The sequence below is a fragment of the Streptomyces sp. XH2 genome (genome assembly GCF_049725035.1).
GTDB classification, from domain to species: domain Bacteria; phylum Actinomycetota; class Actinomycetes; order Streptomycetales; family Streptomycetaceae; genus Streptomyces; species Streptomyces roseoverticillatus.
The window spans coordinates 129068-147496 of sequence record NZ_JBMMMZ010000007.1; the positions used below are offsets into that span (position 1 = coordinate 129068).

The 18429-nt window shown below is 73.4% G+C and carries 14 protein-coding genes and 1 pseudogene; 6 read left to right on the forward strand and 9 right to left on the reverse strand.

The annotated features are described in order from the left end of the window. Nucleotides 1-18 precede the first annotated feature (18 nt). Nucleotides 19-1734 carry a DUF5691 domain-containing protein gene (locus tag ACOTKD_RS15795; RefSeq protein WP_424889573.1) on the forward strand — a complete coding sequence of 572 codons (1716 nt, stop codon included), beginning with the start codon at nt 19-21 and terminating at the stop codon, nt 1732-1734. Here ACOTKD_RS15795 and ACOTKD_RS15800 read toward each other — a convergent pair. Next, complete coding sequence (locus ACOTKD_RS15800) at nt 1700-2113, reverse strand: cobalamin B12-binding domain-containing protein (RefSeq protein ID WP_424889574.1); 414 nt, start codon at nt 2111-2113, stop codon at nt 1700-1702. The two genes, ACOTKD_RS15795 and ACOTKD_RS15800, sit on opposite strands and share 35 nt — an antisense overlap. Nucleotides 2114-2467: 354 nt before the next feature. Here ACOTKD_RS15800 and ACOTKD_RS15805 point away from each other — a divergent pair, with 354 nt between their 5' ends. Together ACOTKD_RS15805 and ACOTKD_RS15810 are read left to right on the forward strand one after the other, a co-directional pair. Further along, nucleotides 2468-3340 (forward strand): esterase/lipase family protein, encoded by an 873-nt coding sequence (locus tag ACOTKD_RS15805; protein WP_424889575.1) that lies wholly within the window; start codon nt 2468-2470, stop codon nt 3338-3340. A gap of 169 nt (nt 3341-3509) precedes the next feature. Continuing rightward, on the forward strand, nt 3510-5240 hold the full coding sequence (locus tag ACOTKD_RS15810; RefSeq protein WP_424889576.1) for a peptidoglycan DD-metalloendopeptidase family protein: 1731 nt from the start codon (nt 3510-3512) through the stop codon (nt 5238-5240). Between the two features lie 25 nt (nt 5241-5265). Here ACOTKD_RS15810 and pcrA read toward each other — a convergent pair whose 3' ends face one another. Then, nucleotides 5266-7782, reverse strand: a complete 2517-nt coding sequence (gene pcrA / locus ACOTKD_RS15815) for a DNA helicase PcrA (RefSeq protein ID WP_424889577.1) — start codon at nt 7780-7782, stop codon at nt 5266-5268. A gap of 94 nt (nt 7783-7876) precedes the next feature. After that, nucleotides 7877-8230, reverse strand: coding sequence for a hypothetical protein (locus tag ACOTKD_RS15820; RefSeq protein WP_424889578.1), 354 nt, complete (start codon nt 8228-8230; stop codon nt 7877-7879). Between the two features lie 308 nt (nt 8231-8538). Between ACOTKD_RS15820 and ACOTKD_RS15825 the strand changes: the two genes are divergently transcribed. Then, a complete protein-coding gene (locus ACOTKD_RS15825; RefSeq protein WP_424889838.1) occupies nt 8539-9618 on the forward strand; it encodes an NlpC/P60 family protein in 1080 nt (359 codons plus the stop codon). Nucleotides 9619-9776: 158 nt separating this feature from the next. Here ACOTKD_RS15825 and ACOTKD_RS15830 read toward each other — a convergent pair whose 3' ends face one another. The 4 genes from ACOTKD_RS15830 to ACOTKD_RS15845 all read right to left on the reverse strand — a co-directional run bounded on the left by ACOTKD_RS15830 (nt 9777) and on the right by ACOTKD_RS15845 (nt 14757). Continuing rightward, nucleotides 9777-10892 carry an alpha/beta hydrolase gene (locus ACOTKD_RS15830; RefSeq protein WP_424889579.1) on the reverse strand — a complete coding sequence of 372 codons (1116 nt, stop codon included), beginning with the start codon at nt 10890-10892 and terminating at the stop codon, nt 9777-9779. A 205-nt stretch (nt 10893-11097) separates the two neighbouring features. After that, entirely contained in the window at nt 11098-11781 is a 684-nt protein-coding gene (locus ACOTKD_RS15835) for a response regulator transcription factor (protein ID WP_359104387.1), read from the reverse strand. Next, nucleotides 11778-13058 carry a PspC domain-containing protein gene (locus ACOTKD_RS15840; RefSeq protein WP_424889580.1) on the reverse strand — a complete coding sequence of 427 codons (1281 nt, stop codon included), beginning with the start codon at nt 13056-13058 and terminating at the stop codon, nt 11778-11780. The genes ACOTKD_RS15835 and ACOTKD_RS15840 overlap by 4 nt, the downstream gene beginning before the upstream one ends. 97 nt (nt 13059-13155) lie before the next feature. Next, complete coding sequence (locus tag ACOTKD_RS15845; RefSeq protein WP_424889839.1) at nt 13156-14757, reverse strand: protein kinase domain-containing protein; 1602 nt, start codon at nt 14755-14757, stop codon at nt 13156-13158. A gap of 238 nt (nt 14758-14995) precedes the next feature. On the opposite strand from ACOTKD_RS15845, the gene ACOTKD_RS15850 reads away from it, so the two are divergent. Beyond that, the gene (locus ACOTKD_RS15850; protein ID WP_424889581.1) at nt 14996-16324 is read left to right on the forward strand and encodes a PspC domain-containing protein; all 1329 of its coding nucleotides are present in this window, start codon (nt 14996-14998) and stop codon (nt 16322-16324) included. After that, nucleotides 16311-16511 (forward strand): hypothetical protein, encoded by a 201-nt coding sequence (locus tag ACOTKD_RS15855; RefSeq protein WP_424889582.1) that lies wholly within the window; start codon nt 16311-16313, stop codon nt 16509-16511. The genes ACOTKD_RS15850 and ACOTKD_RS15855 overlap by 14 nt, the downstream gene beginning before the upstream one ends. A 292-nt stretch (nt 16512-16803) precedes the next feature. On the opposite strand, the pseudogene ACOTKD_RS15860 reads toward ACOTKD_RS15855, so the two are convergent. Together ACOTKD_RS15860 and ACOTKD_RS15865 are read right to left on the reverse strand one after the other, a co-directional pair. After that, nucleotides 16804-17253: pseudogene (locus tag ACOTKD_RS15860) on the reverse strand (DoxX family protein); the annotation flags it as partial. A gap of 95 nt (nt 17254-17348) precedes the next feature. Then, complete coding sequence (locus ACOTKD_RS15865) at nt 17349-18374, reverse strand: L,D-transpeptidase (protein ID WP_424889583.1); 1026 nt, start codon at nt 18372-18374, stop codon at nt 17349-17351. Nucleotides 18375-18429: the final 55 nt, after the last annotated feature.

Genomic DNA, 18429 nt, shown 5'->3' on the forward strand with positions numbered 1-18429 from the left:
TCTACGAAAGGCAGGCGCATGAAACGCACTTGGGACGAGCTCGTCACTACCGCTCTGCTCGGGACCACGCGGCGCATGCCGCCCGTGCCGGACGTGCGGGCCCGGGACGGGCAGGACGTGGCCTCGGCGCTGCTGGACGCCGCCGCGGTGGAGACCGTGCGGCGGCGCGCCGGGGCCGTGCCGGCCGTGGCGCGGGCCCGTCCGGAGCCGGCGCCCGGGGACGTACGGCCGCCGCTGCCCACCGCGGCCCACCGGCGGCTCGCCCTGCTGCTCGCCGACCGCGGCAGCGCCGGAGGCGGGCGCCGCGGCGCGGCCCCGGATCTCACGGAGCTGCTGCCCCAGTGGCTGGCAGCCGCCAACCGGCACGGCTACCAGGCGCCGCCCGCGCTGCTGCCGGCCCTGCTCGAAGCGGCGAGGGCCCGTACGGACCTGCGCCCGGAGGCGCTCGTGCTCGGCGGCCCGCGGGCGCGGTGGCTGGCCGGGCTCAACCCGCAGTGGAAGTACGCGCTGCGGGCCGGTCCCGCCGCGGGCCCGGCCGCCGCGGGGCCCGCGGACACCCGTGTGTGGGAGGAGGGGCTGTTCGCCGAGCGGGCCGCGTTCCTCACGTCCCTGCGGCGGCGGGATCCGGCGGCGGCCCGCGAGCTGCTCGCGGGAGCGTGGCCGGCGGAGCGGGCCGAGGACCGCCTGCTGTTCCTGGACGTGCTGCGCGAGGGGCTGTCCGCGGCGGACGAGCCGTTCCTGGAGCGCACCCTGTCCGACCGCAGCCGCAACGTCCGGGCGACCGCGGCGGAGCTGCTGTCCGCGCTCCCGGGCTCGGCGCTCGCGGCCCGGATGGCGGAGCGGGCCCGCAGCTGCGTTTCCCTGGACCGCACGGGCGCGGCGGGCGCCGGCGAGGGCCCGCGGATCATGGTGGAGGCGCCGCACGAGTGCGGCAAGGACATGCAGCGCGACGGCGTCGTGGTGAAGCCGCCGTCCGGGCGCGGGGAGCGCTCGTGGTGGCTGAGCCAGATCGTGGAGGCGGCCCCGCTGGCGGTGTGGCGCGAGCGGTTCGGCGGGCGGAGCCCGGCGGGGATCGTGGCGCTGCCGGTCACCGACGGCTGGCAGCCGGAGCTGCACGCGGCCTGGTGCCGGGCCGCGGTCCGGCAGCGGGACGCGGAGTGGGCGCGGGCGCTGCTCGGCCCGGCGTCGGAGCCGCCCGCGGCGGAGGGCACCTCGTGGCGGGATCCGGCGAAGCTGCTGTCGGCGCTGCCGGCGGACGAGCGGGCGGAGTGGGTGGCGGAGTTCGTCTCGGCGCACGGCTTGTCGGACGCGTTCCGGCTGCTGGGCGTGTGCGCGGTGCCGTGGGCGGAGCCGCTGGGCCGGGCGATCGTGGACGCCTTGGACACCGCCCGGGACGCGGGCGGCTATCCGTGGAGCTTCAGCGGGGTGATGGGCCTGGCCGAGCGCTGTCTGGACCCGGCGCAGGCCGACCGGCTGGAGGTGCTGACCGCGCAGCCGCAGGAGCCGGACGGCGGCCCGGCCACGCCCGGCGCCGCCGCGGTCGGCGCGGGCGCGGTCGGCGCGGGCGCGGTCGGCGCGGGCGCCTACTGGGAAGAGGCGTTCCGGCGGCTCGTGGGCACGCTGCGGCTGCGGGCCACGATGCTGGCCGAGCTCTCCGGCCCGGCCGGGCGGCCCGCCCGGGGCGGGGGCGGGGCCGCCGTCAGGCCTGCGTCGGCTGGCGGACGTTCGCGTTGACCCACTCCACGATCGAGGCCGTCGTGGCCCCGGGAGTGAAGATCGCGGCGACGCCCTGTTCCTTCAGCGGCAGGATGTCCGCCTCGGGGATGATCCCGCCGCCGAAGACCTTGATGTCTTCCGCGTCGCGCTCGCGCAGCAGCTCCAGGACCTTGGCGAAGAGGGTGTTGTGGGCGCCGGAGAGGATGGACAGGCCGATCGCGTCGGCGTCCTCCTGGATAGCGGTGTCCACGATCTGCTCGGGCGTCTGGTGGAGGCCGGTGTAGATGACCTCCATGCCGGCGTCGCGCAGCGCCCGCGCGATGACCTTCGCGCCGCGGTCATGGCCGTCCAGCCCCGGCTTGGCCACCACTACGCGGATCGGACCGGTCACTCCCATCACTGCCTCCATGTACGACCGCCGGTAACCGGCGCCCAGGGATGTGAACGAACGTTATCTCCAGCATCCCGCACGCGGCCGTTTCGCGGTGCGGAGCGAGGGGGAAATCACACGTGGGACAACACGTCGCTACGCACCGTCCGCGCGCTTCCGCGTCTTACGGGTCGCCCAGCCACCCGCGTCGCCGGGGCGGCGAGTCTTCGGGCGGTCGCGAGGGGAGCCGCGGGTGAGGCCGCCGCACCACTGTGCCGACAGCCGCACGGCACAGCGGTGCGGCCGTCCGCGCGCAGCTGCCCGTGGGCGCACACGGGGGACGACAGCCGCGCTTCCCGGGTGCCGTTCGGGAGGCCGGCCATGAGGACCAGAACCCTGCCGTTCATCACCATCCTCGCCGCACTGCTGCGCCCGTCGACCGCGCTCGTCCGGTCCTCGGTGCTGGAGCTGGCGATACTCACCGGTCATCTGCTGATGTACCCGACCGGTGTGGTGCAGGAGCGGCCGCCGCCGCGGCGGGCGCTGCCCGCGCTCCCGGGCGCCGGCGACACGCCCGACACGCCCGCACTGCACGAATCCGTCGAAACAGAACAAGAAGGTCATCTGCCTGTTCTGTTGCTGCACGGCTTCATCGACAACCGTTCGGTGTTCGTCCTCTTGCGCAGATCGCTGCGCCGGCACGGCTGGAAACAGGTCGAATCCCTCAACTACTCGCCCCTGACCTGCGACATCCGCACCGCGGCCCGGCTGCTGGGCCGGCACGTGGAGGACATCTGCGCCCGCACCGGTCAGCAGCGGGTCGATGTGGTGGGACACAGCCTCGGCGGCCTGATCGCGCGGTACTACGTCCAGCGGATGGGCGGGGACGCACGCGTCAGGGTCCTGGTCACGCTCGGCACCCCGCACGCCGGCACCCGCGCGGCCTCCCTGCTGGCCGCGCATCCCCTGGTGCGCCAGATGCGCCCGGGATCGGACGTCGTCGCCGAACTCGCAAGCCCCGCACCGGATTGCGCAACGCATTTCATCGGTTTCTGGAGCGACCTGGACCAATTGATGGTGCCCGTGGAATGCGCGCGCATCGACCACCCGGATCTGAGCGTGCGCAATGTACGGGTGACAGGCGTGGGACACCTGGCGCTGCCCGTGCACTGGGAGGTCGCGGCCGGCATACGACAGGCCCTGACCACGGAAGAAACGGCGGAGGATGCTTCGGGAGCGGCTTCCGTCGCCTGAAAACCGAACGCGAGTCGAACGTCAAATCGGTTTTCGGGGGTTCAGTCCGCCAAAAGGCGGCCAAATGCCCGGACCTCCGCCGCCCGAAACGTGACGAAGATTGTCGCCGTACCGTACCGCCGGGTACAGTCGCCGCTAATTCTCCTCCCTCGGCGAAAGAGACGTGGTGGTGAACGACCGTCACCCGGCGGCGGGCCCCGGCCCGTCCGTCCCCGCTCAGGACGGCTCCTACGGGCACTACGCGTCGTACGGTCAGCAGAGCGCACCGCACAACTACACCGGGTACGACGGCTACGACAGCGGCTGGGGGCACCTCCCGGGCGAAGCCTGGGGGAGGGAGACCACGGGCTGGGGGCAGTCCCCGGACGGGGCCTGGGAGAGCACCACCACGAGCCAGTGGGGCGCCACCGGCCAGACCCAGACCTGGGACTTCAGCGCCTACACCGCCATGGACACCGGCCAGGCCGACACCACCGGCCAGTGGGACACCTCCGGCGCCATCGCGACTCCCCCCACGGGCCAGTGGGACACGAGCGCCATGACGCCGAGCGCCTGGGGCGCCGGCGGTGCCTACGACACCTCCGGGCACTGGGAGCTGACCGGTCAGGGCGACTTCTCCGCGCAGCAGCCCGCCGCCGACCCGTCGATGGCGCAGGCGCACGCGCAGGGCCAGGCCTGGGACACGAGCGGCACCGGGCAGTTCTCCTCCTGGGACACCGGCGCCGGGCAGGCCGCCGCCCAGGGCCAGTGGGACGCTTCCGGGCAGTGGGACACCTCGGGCGCGCAGGACCAGTGGGACACCGGCGCCGGGCAGACGCAGATCTGGGACACCAGCGCGTACACCGCCACGGACGCGGGCCGGGGTGCCGAGGCCGGCGAGCCGCAGCACGCCCCGACCCTCATGACCGACCTCTCCGGCATCGAGGCGATGGAAGCGGCGCTGGAGGCCGCGGCCGATGCGGGCGCCTCGGGCCCGCAGGGCGGCCCCGAGGGGGGCCTCTCCCCCGCCGGCGCCGTCGCGAACGCCGAGACGCAGGCCATGCTGTTCGTTCCCCCGGCCCGCGACGGCGACGTCCCGGGCCCGGGCGACGACACCCCCGGCGAGGCCCGCTCCCACGCCGGCGAGATCCGCAGCCGTGACGCCCACTCGCGGGCCGGCCGCCGCAAGGGCGCCCCGTCCCGCACCGGCTACCGCCCCCGCCGCAAGGCCCTGCTGACCATCGCCGTGCCCTCGGCCGCCGTCATAGGGGTCGCCGGGATCGCCGCCGCGACCGTCTCCGGCGGGCAGAGCGACAGCAAGCCCCAGGCCGCCGCCGCCCCGGACAACGCCCCCGCCCCGGCCATGGCCAACAGCAAGCTGGACACCCAGCTCGCGAGCCTCAGCCACGGCGCCGACGACTTCGCGACCCGCGCCAACCGCACGCAGGAGCGCATCGACCTCAAGGCGCGCCAGGAAGCGGAGAAGAAACGCAAAGCGGAGGAAGCGGCCCGCAAGGAGGCCGAGCGGCCGAAGTACTCCCTCCCCGTCACACAGCACGGCCTCAGCGCGATGTACGGCCAGGCGGGCGTCAACTGGATGTCGGTGCACACCGGCATCGACTTCCCCGTCGCCTACGGCACCCCGGTCATGGCCGCCACGGACGGCACGGTCCGCACGCAGTACAACGTGGCCTACGGGAACATGGCCATAGTGACCTCGCCCGACGGCGTCGAGACCTGGTACTGCCATCTCAGCAGCACCAAGCTCCGGTCCGGCCAGGTCAAGGCCGGTGACGTCATCGCCTACTCCGGCAACTCCGGCAACTCCACCGGCCCGCACCTGCACTTCGAGGTGCGGCCCGGCGGCTCGGCCGTCGACCCGCTGCCGTGGCTGCGGGCGCACGGCTTCGACCCGACGTAGCGGCCCCGCCCGCCCGGCGGGCGGGCTACAGCTTCTCGACCGGCGCGTACCGCAGGAGCAGCCGCTTCGGCTTCTCCTCGCCGAAGTCGACCGTGGCCTCGGCGTTGTCGCCGCTGCCCTTGACGCCGACGACGGTGCCGAGCCCGAACGAGTCGTGCGTGACGCGGTCGCCCACGGCCAGCGCCACCACCGGCCGGTCCTTCGCCCGGCGCGTGGCGAAGCCGGACGGGCCGGCCTTGCGCGACGTGAAGCCCGACGTGATCCCGGAGCCCAGGCCACCGCCGCCCGAGCTCCCCGAGCCGATCGAGCTCATCGACGCCGACGGCTTCGACGGCCCGGTGCGCCGCCACTGCACGTACTGGTCCGGGATCTCCTCCAGGAACCGCGACGGAGGGTTGTACGCGGGCTGGCCCCAGGCGCTGCGCATGCTCGCGCGCGTCAGGTACAGCCGCTCGCGGGCGCGGGTGATGCCCACGTAGGCGAGGCGCCGCTCCTCCTCCAGCTCCTTGGTCTGGCCGAGGGCGCGCATGTGCGGGAAGACGCCGTCCTCCATGCCGGTGAGGAAGACGACGGGGAACTCCAGGCCCTTCGCCGTGTGGAGCGTCATCAGCGTGACGACGCCGGTGCCCTCCGCGTCGTCGTCGGGGATCTGGTCGGAGTCGGCGACGAGAGCGACCTTCTCCAGGAACTCGGCCAGCGTGCCGGGGTTCTCGGCCCCCTCCGCGGAGGCGCGCTCCTGCTCGAACTCCAGGGCCACGGCGGCGAGCTCCTGCAGGTTCTCCACGCGGGTCTCGTCCTGGGGGTCGGTGGAGGCCTGCAGCTCGGCGAGGTAGCCGGTGCGCTCCAGGACCGCCTCCAGCACCGTGGCCGGGCCGGCGCCGGACTCGACGATCGTGCGGAGCTCCTCCATCAGGACGTTGAAGCGCTTGACCGCGTTGGCCGAGCGGGCGGCCATGCCGTAGGCCTCGTCGACGCGGCGCAGCGCCTGCGAGAAGCTGATCTTCTCGCGCAGCGACAGGGCGTCGATCATGGCCTCGGCGCGCTCGCCGATGCCGCGCTTGGGCACGTTGAGGATGCGGCGCAGCGGGACGGTGTCCTCGGGGTTGGCGAGGACGCGCAGGTAGGCCAGGACGTCCCGGACCTCCTTGCGCTCGTAGAAGCGCACGCCGCCGACGACCTTGTAGGGCAGGCCGACGCGGATGAGGATCTCTTCGAAGACGCGGGACTGGGCGTTGGTGCGGTAGAAGACGGCGACGTCGCCGGCCTTGGCGTCGCCGGCGTCCGTGAGGCGGTCGATCTCGTCGGCGACGAACTGGGCCTCGTCGTGCTCGGTGTCGGCGACGTAGCCGGTGATGGCCGGGCCGGCGCCGGCCTCGGTCCACAGGTTCTTCGGGCGGCGGGACTCGTTGCGCTCGATGACCGCGTTGGCGGCGCTGAGGATCGTCTGGGTGGAGCGGTAGTTCTGCTCCAGGAGGATCGTCGTGGCGTCGGGGTAGTCCTCCTCGAACTGGAGGATGTTGCGGATCGTGGCGCCGCGGAAGGCGTAGATCGACTGGTCGGCGTCACCGACGACGCACAGCTCGGCCGGGCCCTCCTCGGGCGTGGTGTCCGCGCCCGCGGTGCCGACGAGCTCGCGCACGAGGGTGTACTGCGCGTGGTTGGTGTCCTGGTACTCGTCGACCAGGACGTGCCGGAAGCGGCGGCGGTAGTGCTCGGCCACGTCCGGGAAGGCCTGGAGGAGGTGGACCGTGGTCATGATGATGTCGTCGAAGTCGAGGGCGTTGGCCTCGCGCAGCCGCGACTGGTACATCGCGTACGCCTCGGCGAGCGTCTTCTCGAAGCCTCCCCCAGACTCCGTCCGGGAGGTGCCCCCAGCCGCCTGCGCCGCGAAGGCCTCCTCGTCGATCAGCTCGTTCTTCAGGTTGGAGATCTTCGCGCTGAAGGACTTCGGCGGGAACTTCTTCGGGTCCAGGTCGAGGTCCCGGCAGACGAGCGCCATGAGCCGCTTGGAGTCGGCGGCGTCGTAGATCGAGAAGGAGGAGGTGAAGCCGAGCTTCTTGCTCTCGCGGCGCAGGATCCGCACGCACGCGCTGTGGAACGTCATCACCCACATGGCGTTGGCGCGGGGGCCGACGAGCTGCTCGACGCGCTCCTTCATCTCGCCCGCGGCCTTGTTGGTGAAGGTGATCGCGAGGATCTGGCCGGGGTGCACGTGCCGGGAGCCGAGCAGGTGGGCGATGCGGTGGGTGAGCACGCGCGTCTTGCCGGAGCCGGCGCCGGCGACGATGAGCAGCGGGGAGCCCGTGTGCACCACGGCGGCGCGCTGCTGGTCGTTCATGCCCTCCAGCAGCGCGGCCGGGTCCACGACGGGCCGGTGGGCGCCGTCGCGGTAGTAGGCCTCGCGGGGGACGGGCACGTCGAACGCGCCCTGGAAGAGGTCGTGCGGCACCGGCTCCGGGGCCGCGTCCTCCGGGGGCGGGGGGTGCTCCTCGTCCGCGGGGCCGAGGTCCGCCAGGAAGCTGTCGTCAAAGAGGCTGCTCATCGCCTCCCGAGTCTAGGCCGCCCCACTGACACCCGGCCCCGCATTCCGGGCGACAGTGGTCACCCCCACAGCCGGGGCCGGTGCCCGCCGCTGGTCACACCCACATCACGGCGATGAAGATGTTCGCCGCGGTGAGCGCGCCCACGGTGCCGAAGACCGGGGCCGGGACCTTCTCGTCGTCGCGCTTGACGTAGACGAGGCCGAGGATCACGACGAGCAGCGCCAGCTTGGTGCCGATCTTGACCATGTTGAGGGTGTCGTCCTGGGCCTGGTGCAGGCCCACCAGGGCCACGCCGGTGACCAGCATGGTCAGCGCGCCGTGGAGCATGGCGGGCACCATGCGCGCCTCGCCCTTGCCCATGGCCTTCATCTGGGTCATGAAGCCGCCGAGCAGCGCGCCGATGCCGACGATGTGCAGGCCGACGACGGCGTGAATGAGTACGTCCATGGGGCCGAACCCTAGCCGGGGCCATATCACCCACCGGCAGCCAGGTGGGGCGCAATCGCCACTTCGGTCACGCGCGGCATTCATCCCTCCGCGGGGGCGGGGCCGACATGATCACCGCCCAGTGCGGCCTGATCGATTTCATCCACTACCGGTCATCCGCGTTCTGGAGCGTGACCTTGCGGAATAGCGTCCTGGCGCAGACGGCGGCGGCCCGCTCGCTCCCCCCTCGTGGCGGGCCGCCGCCGGCACCGCCCGGCGGCGGCCACCCGGCCCCGCGGGCGGAGCAGGAACAGCAGGTCTGGAAGGAAGTGACGGCCGGCGTGGCAGCAGCGCACCGCAAGCCCAGGCAGCACCCGCTCACCAGCGGCACCGTTCGGACCGCGGCCGGTCTCGCCCTCGCGGGCACCGTCACCGCCACGGTCGCGGGCGGCACCGCCCAGGCCGCTCCCCCGCCCTCCACGGCACAGCTCAGAGCCCAGGTCGACCGGTACTACCAGGAGGCCGAGGAGGCCACCGAGCGCTACAACGGCGCCAAGGAGAAGGCCGACAGGGCCGAGGCCGGCCTGGAGGGACTGCGGGACCAGGCCGCCCGCAGGACCGAGCGGCTCAACGCCGCCCGCAACGCCCTGGGCTCCTACGCCACCGCCCAGTACCGCGAGGGCGGCATGCCGGCGAGCGTGCAGCTGATCCTGTCCTCCTCCCCCGGCCAGTACCTGGAGCGGGCCTCGCTGGCCCACCAGGCGGGCAGCAGGCAGGCCGTCGCCGTCAAGCGGTACGAACGCGAGCTGCGGGAGGTGCAGCAGGTCCGTACGGCCGCCGACGCCCGCCTCACGGAGCTCAAGCACGAGCAGGCGGGCCTCGCCCGGCACAAGCACGACGTCGAGGGCAAGCTCGCGCAGGCGCGGCGCGTGCTGGCGGAGCTGCCGGACGAGGAGCGGGCCGCCGTGCAGCGCGGGGACGCCGCGGGTGCGGTGCGCGGCGCCGCGGCGGCCGTCCGGGCCGACCGCTCCGACCTGCGGGAGGGCGTGCAGGCCCCCACGGAGCGGGCCGCGCGGGCGGTGGCGTTCGCGTACGCCGCGCTCGGCAAGCCCTACGTGTGGGGGGCGACCGGCCCCGCCGCCTTCGACTGCTCGGGCCTGACCCAGGCCGCCTGGCAGGCGGCCGGCGTCTCGCTGCCGCGCACCACGTACACGCAGATCAACGCGGGCCGACGGGTCTCCCGGAGCGCGCTCGCCCCCGGCGACCTGGTGTTCTTCTACTCCGGCATCAGCCACGTCGGGCTCTACGTCGGCGGCGGGAAGATGATCCACGCCCCGCACCCGGGTGCGCCGGTACGGGTCGCGCCGGTCGACGAGATGCCGTTCGCCGGGGCGTCCCGTCCTGTGTGACCACGTGCGGCTCGCAGTGGCCACGCATGCCGCCGGGCTCTCACCGCTGGGGGGCCTCGCCGTTGCGGCGGGCACTTTCCCGGCCGGGGCCGGGAGCCCGCGGCGGACCGGCGCTGCCGGACCGCACCGCCGAACCGGCGCAGGCCCCGCCGCAGGCACTACGGCTTGATCTGCTGTGACAGCCACTTGAAGACGTCGGGGACCTGCCGCTTCCACACGGCCGTGCCGTGGCCGCCCGCGCCCGCGGGGACCTTCGTCACCTGCACCGTCGTCGGCGGCTTGGCCGCCTGCTTGAGCGCCACACCGCCCTGGTAGCCGTCGCCCTCCGCGCCGGAGACGAACAGCGCCACGTGCGGCGGCGTCTTGGCGCGCTGGAGCATCTTCAGCGGGTTGTTCTCCTCGCGCAGCTCGGGCGACTTGGCCGTCAGCGAGGAGGGCTCCCCGACGGGGTCGTTGTAGCCGGAGAGGCTCACCCCGGCGCGGTAGCGGTCGGGGTGGGCGACGGCCAGCTTGGCGGCGCAGTGCGCGCCCGCCGAGTAGCCCGCGACGGCCCAGCCGTCGGGCTTCTCCTGCGCGCGGAAGGTGTCCGTGACCATCTTGCGGACGTCGACGCTCAGCCAGGTGTCGGCGTTGACCTTGCCGGGGATGTTGGCGCAGCCGGTGTCGGTGTCGCCGAGGAGGGTGGTGCGGGGCGCCACGATGATGAAGGGCTCGACCTCGCCCTTCTCCATCATCGGCTGGAGCTGGGTGTTGACCTCCAGCGTGCCGAACCAGGCCTTCGCCGAGCCCGGGAAGCCGGGGAGGACCTCGACGACGGGGAACTTCTTGTCCTTGTACGCGGGGTTGTCGTACTGCGGCGGCAGCCAGACGTACACCTCGCCCTCGACGCCCGATATGCGGCCCTTGAACTGGGTCTCCTGGACCCCGGGGCCCATCCGCTTGTCGGACGCGGGCGTGAACTTCTGCGGGTGCCTGGGCTCCTCGTCTACCTTCTTGCCGCCGGTGCCGTCGGGGCCGAGGTCGGCCGCGGCCCGGACGTGGTCGCCGGTGCCGAGGAGGTCGTCCCAGTTGTCGAAGAGGCCGTTGGCGTTGTTGACGATCACGAACACCATGGCGATGGCGGTGACCTGGGCGAACAGCAGCATGAGCAGCCGCGCCGCGTGCCGGACGAGCTGGGGGCCGCCGACCCTGCCCCACAGGGCGAGGGGCAGGACGAGGGCCACGACGACCAGCGCGACCGTGGTGAGGAGGAAGGGCGTCCCCGTCAGGCTCATCGGGCTCTCGTTTCGGATCTCGGGCCCCGCGCGGGGCCGGGGCCCTGCGTCGGTGAGAGCCTCTCGTCCGTTCAAGAGGGCCGGTGTGCCGCTGAGGTTCCTCGTGGTCCCCTGTATGGCGCACGCTTATCCGAATTCGGACCCGGCCGCCGGGGACAATCCGGAAGCCGGGGTTCAGACCAGACGGGGTTCAGACCGTGCGGGGTCAGACCAGGCGGCGCGCGGTCGCCCAGCGGGTGAGCTCGTGGCGGTTGGAGAGCTGGAGTTTGCGCAGCACCGCCGAGACGTGCGACTCGACGGTCTTCACCGAGATGAAGAGCTGCTTGGCGATCTCCTTGTACGCGTAGCCGCGGGCGATCAGGCGCAGCACCTCGCGCTCGCGCTGGGTGAGCCGGTCGAGGTCCTCGTCGACGGGCGGGGCGTCGGTGGAGGCGAAGGCGTCGAGGACGAAGCCGGCGAGCCGCGGGGAGAAGACGGCGTCGCCGTCCTTGACGCGGAAGACGGCGTCGACGAGGTCCGTGCCGGTGATGGTCTTGGTGACGTAGCCGCGGGCGCCGCCGCGGATGACGCCGATGACGTCCTCGGCGGCGTCCGAGACGGACAGCGCGAGGAAGCGGACCGGGCGCTCGGGGTCGGCCATGAGGGAGGCGCTGCGGCGCAGCACCTCGACCCCGCCGCCGCCGGGCAGGTGGACGTCGAGCAGGACGACTTCGGGGCGGGTGGCGGTGATGACGGTGACCGCCTGGTCGACGTCGGCGGCCTCGCCGACGACCTCGACGCCCGTCCGGTCGGTGGCCCCGATCTCGGCCTGCACGCCCGTACGGAACATGCGGTGGTCGTCCACCAGCACGACCCGTGCGTGGCGCTGCACCGTCTCTTCGGTCGTCATGACGCGTTCTCCGCCCTCTCCATTTCCAGCTCCACTTCGGTTCCCCCACCGGGCACGGACCGCAGCCGGGCCGTGCCGCCGTTGCGCTGCATCCGGCCGATGATGGACTCGCGGACGCCCATGCGGTCGTCCGGCACCGCGTCCAGATCGAAGCCGGGGCCGCGGTCGCGCACGGAGAGGAAGACCGTACGCCCCTCGACCTCGGCGTACACCTGGACGGCGCCGCCCTCGCCACCGTACTTGGCGGCGTTGACCATGGCCTCACGGGCGGCTTGCATCTGGGCCGCGAGGCGCTCGTCGAGCGGGCAGTCTCCGACGACGACCACCTCGATGGGCACGCCGTGGTGGTCCTCGACCTCGGCGGCGGTGGCCTTGACGGCCTCGGCCAGGGTGTCGGGCTGCTCGGCCTCGTCCTTCCCGCGGCCCTCCGGCTTGTAGAGCCAGGCGCGCAGCTCGCGCTCCTGGGCGCGGGCCAGGCGGGCCACCTCGCGGGCGTCCTCGGCGTTGCGCTGGATCAGGGTGAGGGTGTGCAGGACGGAGTCGTGGACGTGGGCCGCGACCTCGGCCCGCTCCTGGGCGCGGATGCGCATCGTGCGCTCGGCGGAGAGGTCCTGGGTCATGCGCACGACGGAGGGACCGGCCAGCAGCGCTATGCCGACCAGCACGGCCAGGGAGGCCTGCAGGACCGCGCCGAGGTGGGCGGCGGAGCCCTGGAGGACGACGATGCCCGTCACGCCGGCGGCGGCGAGGGCGACGCCGGCCGCGCCGCGCGCGAGCGGCAGGACCCGCTTGCTGCGGCCGACCTCCATCCAGTGCGCCCGGCGGGCGTTGTCGGTCTGGCGCCAGACGAGGGCGACGCCGGCGCCGACCAGCAGCAGCGGCCAGATGTAGGCGTTGGCGCGGCCGAGGTGGAGGTTGTCCACGAAGATCGCGGCGCCGATGAGGAGGGCGGCGAGGGCGACGACCTGCCCGCGGTCGGGCTTGCGGGCGAGGAGGCGCCGGCGGCCGTCGGGGGCCGTCTCGGCGGCCACCGGGCGCGGGGCCTCGACGCCGCCCACGCCGAGCGGCACCACGAACCAGAACACCGCGTAGAGCACGGCGCCCATGCCCTGGGCCAGCAGCAGCGCGACGAAGACCAGGCGCACCCAGGACACCGGCAGGCCCAGGTGGCCGGCGAGCCCGCGCGCGACACCGCCGAACATGCGGCCCTCGGCGCTGCGGTAGAGCTTGCGCAGCGGAGGGGCGTCGGGGTGCTGCGGACGGGACGGCACGGTCATGTACTGATCGTCACATGTCCGTGGGGGCCGCGGCATCAGGGTTCGCCCCTGACCGGACCCCTAGTGGGCGGGGGCCGGCCGGCGGGAGACGGAGCGGTCAGCGGGCGTCGGAGCGGAATCCTTCCCGGACCGCGTCGAAGACCGGGCTGTGCTTGTGCCAGTCGGCCTTGGGCGCGGAGAGGTAGATCGCGTACTCCTTCTCGCCGGGGCGCCCGAAGCCGAGGTCCGCGGCCCGGTACTCGCGCGCCCGGCCCTTCCAGGAGAACTCCCAGACCGCCGCGGGCATCCCGCGGTACTCCGTGCTCTGCATGCGCAGCTGCGTGTAGCCGGGGAGCTTGCCCTCCTTGAGGGACTTGGCCTCGTCGTCCTTCCAGCGCTGGAGGGGGTCGCTGCTCGCGAGGTCGAGGACGGAGACCCGCAGGCCGACCAGCCCGCTCGGGTCGACGTAGAGGATCTCGTCGCTGTCCTTGAGCTTCCCGCGCTTCCAGCCGTCGGGCACGGGGAAGGAGATGCCGGCCTCCTTCTCCGTCACGAGGTGGTAGCCGGCCGGCGGCGGCTTCGGGGCCGTGCTCGGGCTCGCCTTCCCGCTCGGCTGCGCGGAGGCGTCCTGGCTGGGTGCGGCCTGGGGGGAGGTGTCGTCGTCGTCCGCCTGTCCCCGGGTCAGGAAGAACGCGCCGGCCGCGAGGCCCGCGACGGTCACGAGGGCGAGGGCGCTCCACAGGACGGGGCGGCGGCCGCGGCCGGTGGCAGGAGCGGCCGCAGGTGCGGTGGGGGCCGCGGCCTTCGCCGGCGCCGTCAGCGCGGTGGAAGCCGTAGGGGCGGCAGCGGTGGGGGCCGTGGCGGCGGTCGCCGTCGCTGTGCCGCGGTCCGGCCGGTCGTCCCAGGGCGTGGTCACAGGGGCCGCGGGGCGGGGCTCGGGGACGGATGCGGCGGACATGTGCGCCGTGTCCGCCTCGGCCGCGGGCTCGCGCAGGATCTGTTCGGCCAGGTCGGCCGGGGGCCGCACGGCCGGGTCCTTGGCGAGCAGGGTCTCGATGAGCCGGGTGAGCTCGCCCGCGTTGCGCGGGGGCTCCAGGGGGTCCATGGCGATCGCGTACGCCGTCTCGACGGCCGTGTCCTTGCGGAACGGCGGGCGGCCCTCCAGGGCCTGGTACAGCGTCGCGCCGAGCGCCCACAGGTCGGAGGCGGGCCCGGGCTTGGCGCCCTTGACCCGCTCGGGCGCGATGTAGTCGATCGAGCCGACCATCTCGCCGGTCTTGGTGAGGGTGGAGGTCCCGGTGGACTGGGCGATGCCGAAGTCGGTGAGGACGACCCGGCCGTCGTCGCCGAGCAGCACGTTGCCCGGCTTCACGTCGCGGTGCAGCACCCCGGCCGCGTGGGCCGCGCGGAGCGCCGCGATCATGCCGCGGCCGATGCGGGCGGCTTCCTCCGGCGTGACGGTCCCGTGCTTGAGGACGTCGCCGAGCGTCTTGGACGGCACGTACTCCATGACGATGCAGGGCAGGCCGTGGTCGTCGACCACGTCGTGCACGACGACCACGTTGGGGTGGGTGATCCGGGCGGCGCTGCGGGCCTCGCGGCGGGTGCGCTCGTAGAGCGTGGCGAGCTCGTCGTCGTCCAGGTACGGCGAGACGTGCAGCTGCTTGAGCGCGACCTGACGGTCGAGCAGCTCGTCCTGGGCGCGCCAGACCGTCCCCATGCCGCCGCGGCCTATGCGGTCGACGAGGCGGTATCGCCCGGCGACCAGCCGGCCGTGGTCCTGCCACGGACCGGACGCCGCCTGCCCGGGCACTGACCCATCCACCCCGAAGCCCTCCGGTTCCCCTGCTGTGCTGTGTCGCGACACGATATACGGCACCTTCTCAGGGGCGATCTCAGGGAACGGCCAGGGTTGCAGGGTGTGCCGCAAGCGCGTTCCGGTTGACACCATGTTCTGTATGACCGACACACCCACACCCCAGGACGCGCATCAGGCGGGTCCGGTTCACGGTGATCCGCAGGACGCCCGGCCGCCGCTGCGGCGCAGCCGTGAGCAGAAGGTGATCTCCGGCGTGTGCGGCGGCCTCGGCCGCTTCTTCGACGTCGACCCCGTGATCTTCCGGGTGGTGCTCGGTGTGCTGGCGGTCTCCGGCGGCCTGGGCCTGATCCTCTACGGCTTCGCGTGGCTGCTGATCCCCCTGGAGGGCGAGGAGGAGAACGAGGCCCGGCGGATGCTCTCGGGCCGCGTCGAGGGCCCGGCGCTCACGGCGGTGCTGTGCGCGCTGGTGGGCTGCGGCCTGTTCCTGTCGATGCTCAACAACGGCGCGGTGACGTCCTTCGCGCTGATGCTGACGGCCGCGATGGCCGCCGCGTCCTACTGGTCGCACCACCGCCACGAGCCCGGCGGCGAGGCCGCCGTGTCCGCGGCGCAGAAGGCGCACAAGGCGCAGAAGACGGCGGCGCCCCCGCCCGAGACGAAGGCGCCGCCCGCCCCGGGCGGCCCCTCCTGGTGGCGCGACCCGATCATCAAGGACGGCACGACGGGCCCGATAGGCGCCGGCACCGGCTATCTGTGGGGCCCGGACGACGGCCCGCGGGCCGAGGAGGAGCGGGTCCCGCTCCGACTCCGCCCCGCGCCCGCCGTGACACCGCTCGGGGGCACGCCGCTCGGCGGCTGGACGTTCCTGATCGCCGTCGTCGCCTTCGCGCTCGGCACCGGCCTCACCTGGCGCCACCAGCCGCTCGGCACCTGCCTGGAGACCGGTCTGGCCTGCGCGCTGGCCGTCTTCGGCCTCGCCATGGCCGTCAGCTCCCGCTACGGCCGCACCGGCGGCGGCACGGTCGTGGCCGCCGTCCTCACCGCCCTCCTCCTGGCGGGCGCCGCGGCCCTGCCGAAGTCGGTCTCCACCCAGTGGACGCACTCCACCTGGCGCCCGGAGACCGTGGCCGCCGTCCGCGACGAGTACCGCGTGGGCAGCGGCGTGGGCGAGCTCGACCTCACCGGCCTGCCGTGGCAGCGGGGCGGCACGGTCGGCACCCGCGCGGAAGTGGGCGCGGGACAGCTCAAGCTGACCGTCCCGGACGACGTCACGGCCCGGATCACCATGGACGTCGGCGTGGGCGACATCCGCCTCCCCGGCGAGGCGCGCGACGACGTCGACGTCCGCCCGGAGCAGAAGAAGCACGTCACGCTGGAGCCGCAGGCCGGGAAGCCCTCGCGCGGCACTCTTGAGATCCGGCTCAAGGTCGGTATCGGTCAGGTGGAGGTGGACCGTGCGTCGTCATGACTTCGAGCCGGGGAAACTGGTGGTGGGGCTCGTGCTGCTGGCGTGCGCGGCCGCGTACCTCGGGGCGGCCCGCGGGGATCTGCACTTCCCTTCGTACGCGCTGCTGCCCGTGCTGGTGGCGGGGTTCTGCCTCGCGGGCGTGGTGTCGTCGGTGGCCTTCGCGGTACGGCGGCGCCGGAAGCAGTAGCCTCCGGCGGTTCGTGAAGGACGTGTCGTTTCCGGTGACCTCCTGTTCCGCCGGACCCTCGCCGCGGGGGTGCGTCACCGCCGCGGACGGCTCACTTCCCGGAGCGGCGGGGCGCCTTGCCCGAGGGCTTGGCCGCCGGCTTGGCGGCGGATTTGGCCGCGGGCTTGGCGGAAGGCTTGGCCGCGGGCTTGGCCGCCGGCCGGGAACTCCTGGCGGGCGACTTGCCCGAGGCCTTGCGCGCCGCTTTGCGGGGCGGCTTCCGCGCGGGCTTGACGGCCCAGGGGACCGACCCCGCGTCCACCGACCACACCGGCGCTCCCGCCACCACCAGCGGCAGCCACGCCATCAGGTAGATCAGGTCGTTGCCGTAGTAGTACGGCGTGGTCTGCCAGCTGACGGTGAGCCAGAGGCTGAGGGAGATGAGCGCGCCGCCTGCCGCGGCGACGCGCGCGAATATGCCGAAGAGGGTGCCTATGCCCACCACGAATTCGCCGAGGCCCATCGCATAGCCGAAGCCCTCGGGGTTCCTCAGGGCCAGGTCGACCAGGTCCGGGACGGCGGACGTGCCGCGCACCGTGCGCATCAGCTCGCCGATCGAGCCGGGCCCGGTGTCCGCCAGGAAGCCGGAGTCCGTCAGCTTGTCGAGACCCGCGTAGATGAAGGTGACGCCGAGGAAGATGCGCAGCGGCAGCAGTGCGTACCGCGCGCTCTCCCCCTGCTTTCCGCGCCCGATGAATGCCATGGCGTCCGCCGCCTCTCCGTTCCGCCCTGTCCGTCCTGGTCGTCATCCGAACCATACGGACGGAAGGCGGAACGCGTTCACCCCTGTGGATAACCTCAGGCGCCGGTGCGGATCCCCAGCGCGCTGCCCTCCAGCCACTCCTCCCAGCCGAGGTTCCAGTCGCCGTAGCCGTTGCCGAAGCGGTCCATGGGCTTCGGCTTGGTGCTGCCGGTGACCTGCACGACGTCGCCCTTGAGGCTCAGCCCGTACAGCCACTTCGCGTCGTCCGTCGACATGCCGATGCAGCCGTGGCTGACGTTCTCCTTGCCGAACGACTCGGCGTTGTCCGGCGCGGCGTGCACGTACTCGCCGCTGACCGTCTCGCGCATGCTGTACTCGTACGACCCGTAGAAGCCGTCGGGGTGGTTGCGCGGGATGCCGATGGAGAGCGAGTCCATGACGACCTTGCCCTCCTTGGCGAGGATCGTCTTGATCCCCTCCCGGGTGCCGAAGCCCTTGCTCTCGTCGCCGCCGCTGACCGGGATGGTGCGCAGCGTCCTGCCGTTGCGCACGACGGTCAGCTTGCGGGTCCTGAGGTCGACGGTGTTCACCATCGAGTCGCCGATGGCGAAGGAGACCGTGCGGTCGCCGGCGGCGGCCGTGCCCTCGGCGAGCTTCACGCCCGCCAGCCGGGCGTCGAGGGTCACCTTGGTGCCGGCCGGCCAGAACTTCTCGGGCCGGAAGTGGACGCGGGTGTCGCCCTTGGTCTCGTTCCAGTGCCAGGCGCCGGGGACCCGCGGCGAGGTGGAGACCTTCAGCCGCCCCTCGATGCCCGCGCGCAGCTCCTTGGAGACCTTCTGCTGCTTGAAGACGATCGCGATGGGCTGGCCGACGCCGACCTTCTCGCCGTCGGCGGGGGCGATCTCGGGCCGCACGACCCGGGCGGCGCCCTTGAGCAGCGCGGCCTCCGGGGCGGGCTTCTCCGTGACGGGCGCGGGGCTCGACGGGGCGGGCGCGGAGGGGGACGGCGCCGAGGACTTCGCGGGCCGCTGCTCGGCCTCGGCTCCGCCGCCGCACGCCGTGACGGCCGGCCCGAAGAGGACGAGGGCGGCGGACAGCCCGACGGCACGGGTGAGGCGCATGGTTCTCCTACCGGTTCATGGCACGACAGAGCCGAGGCGCGACCGCCTCGGCTCC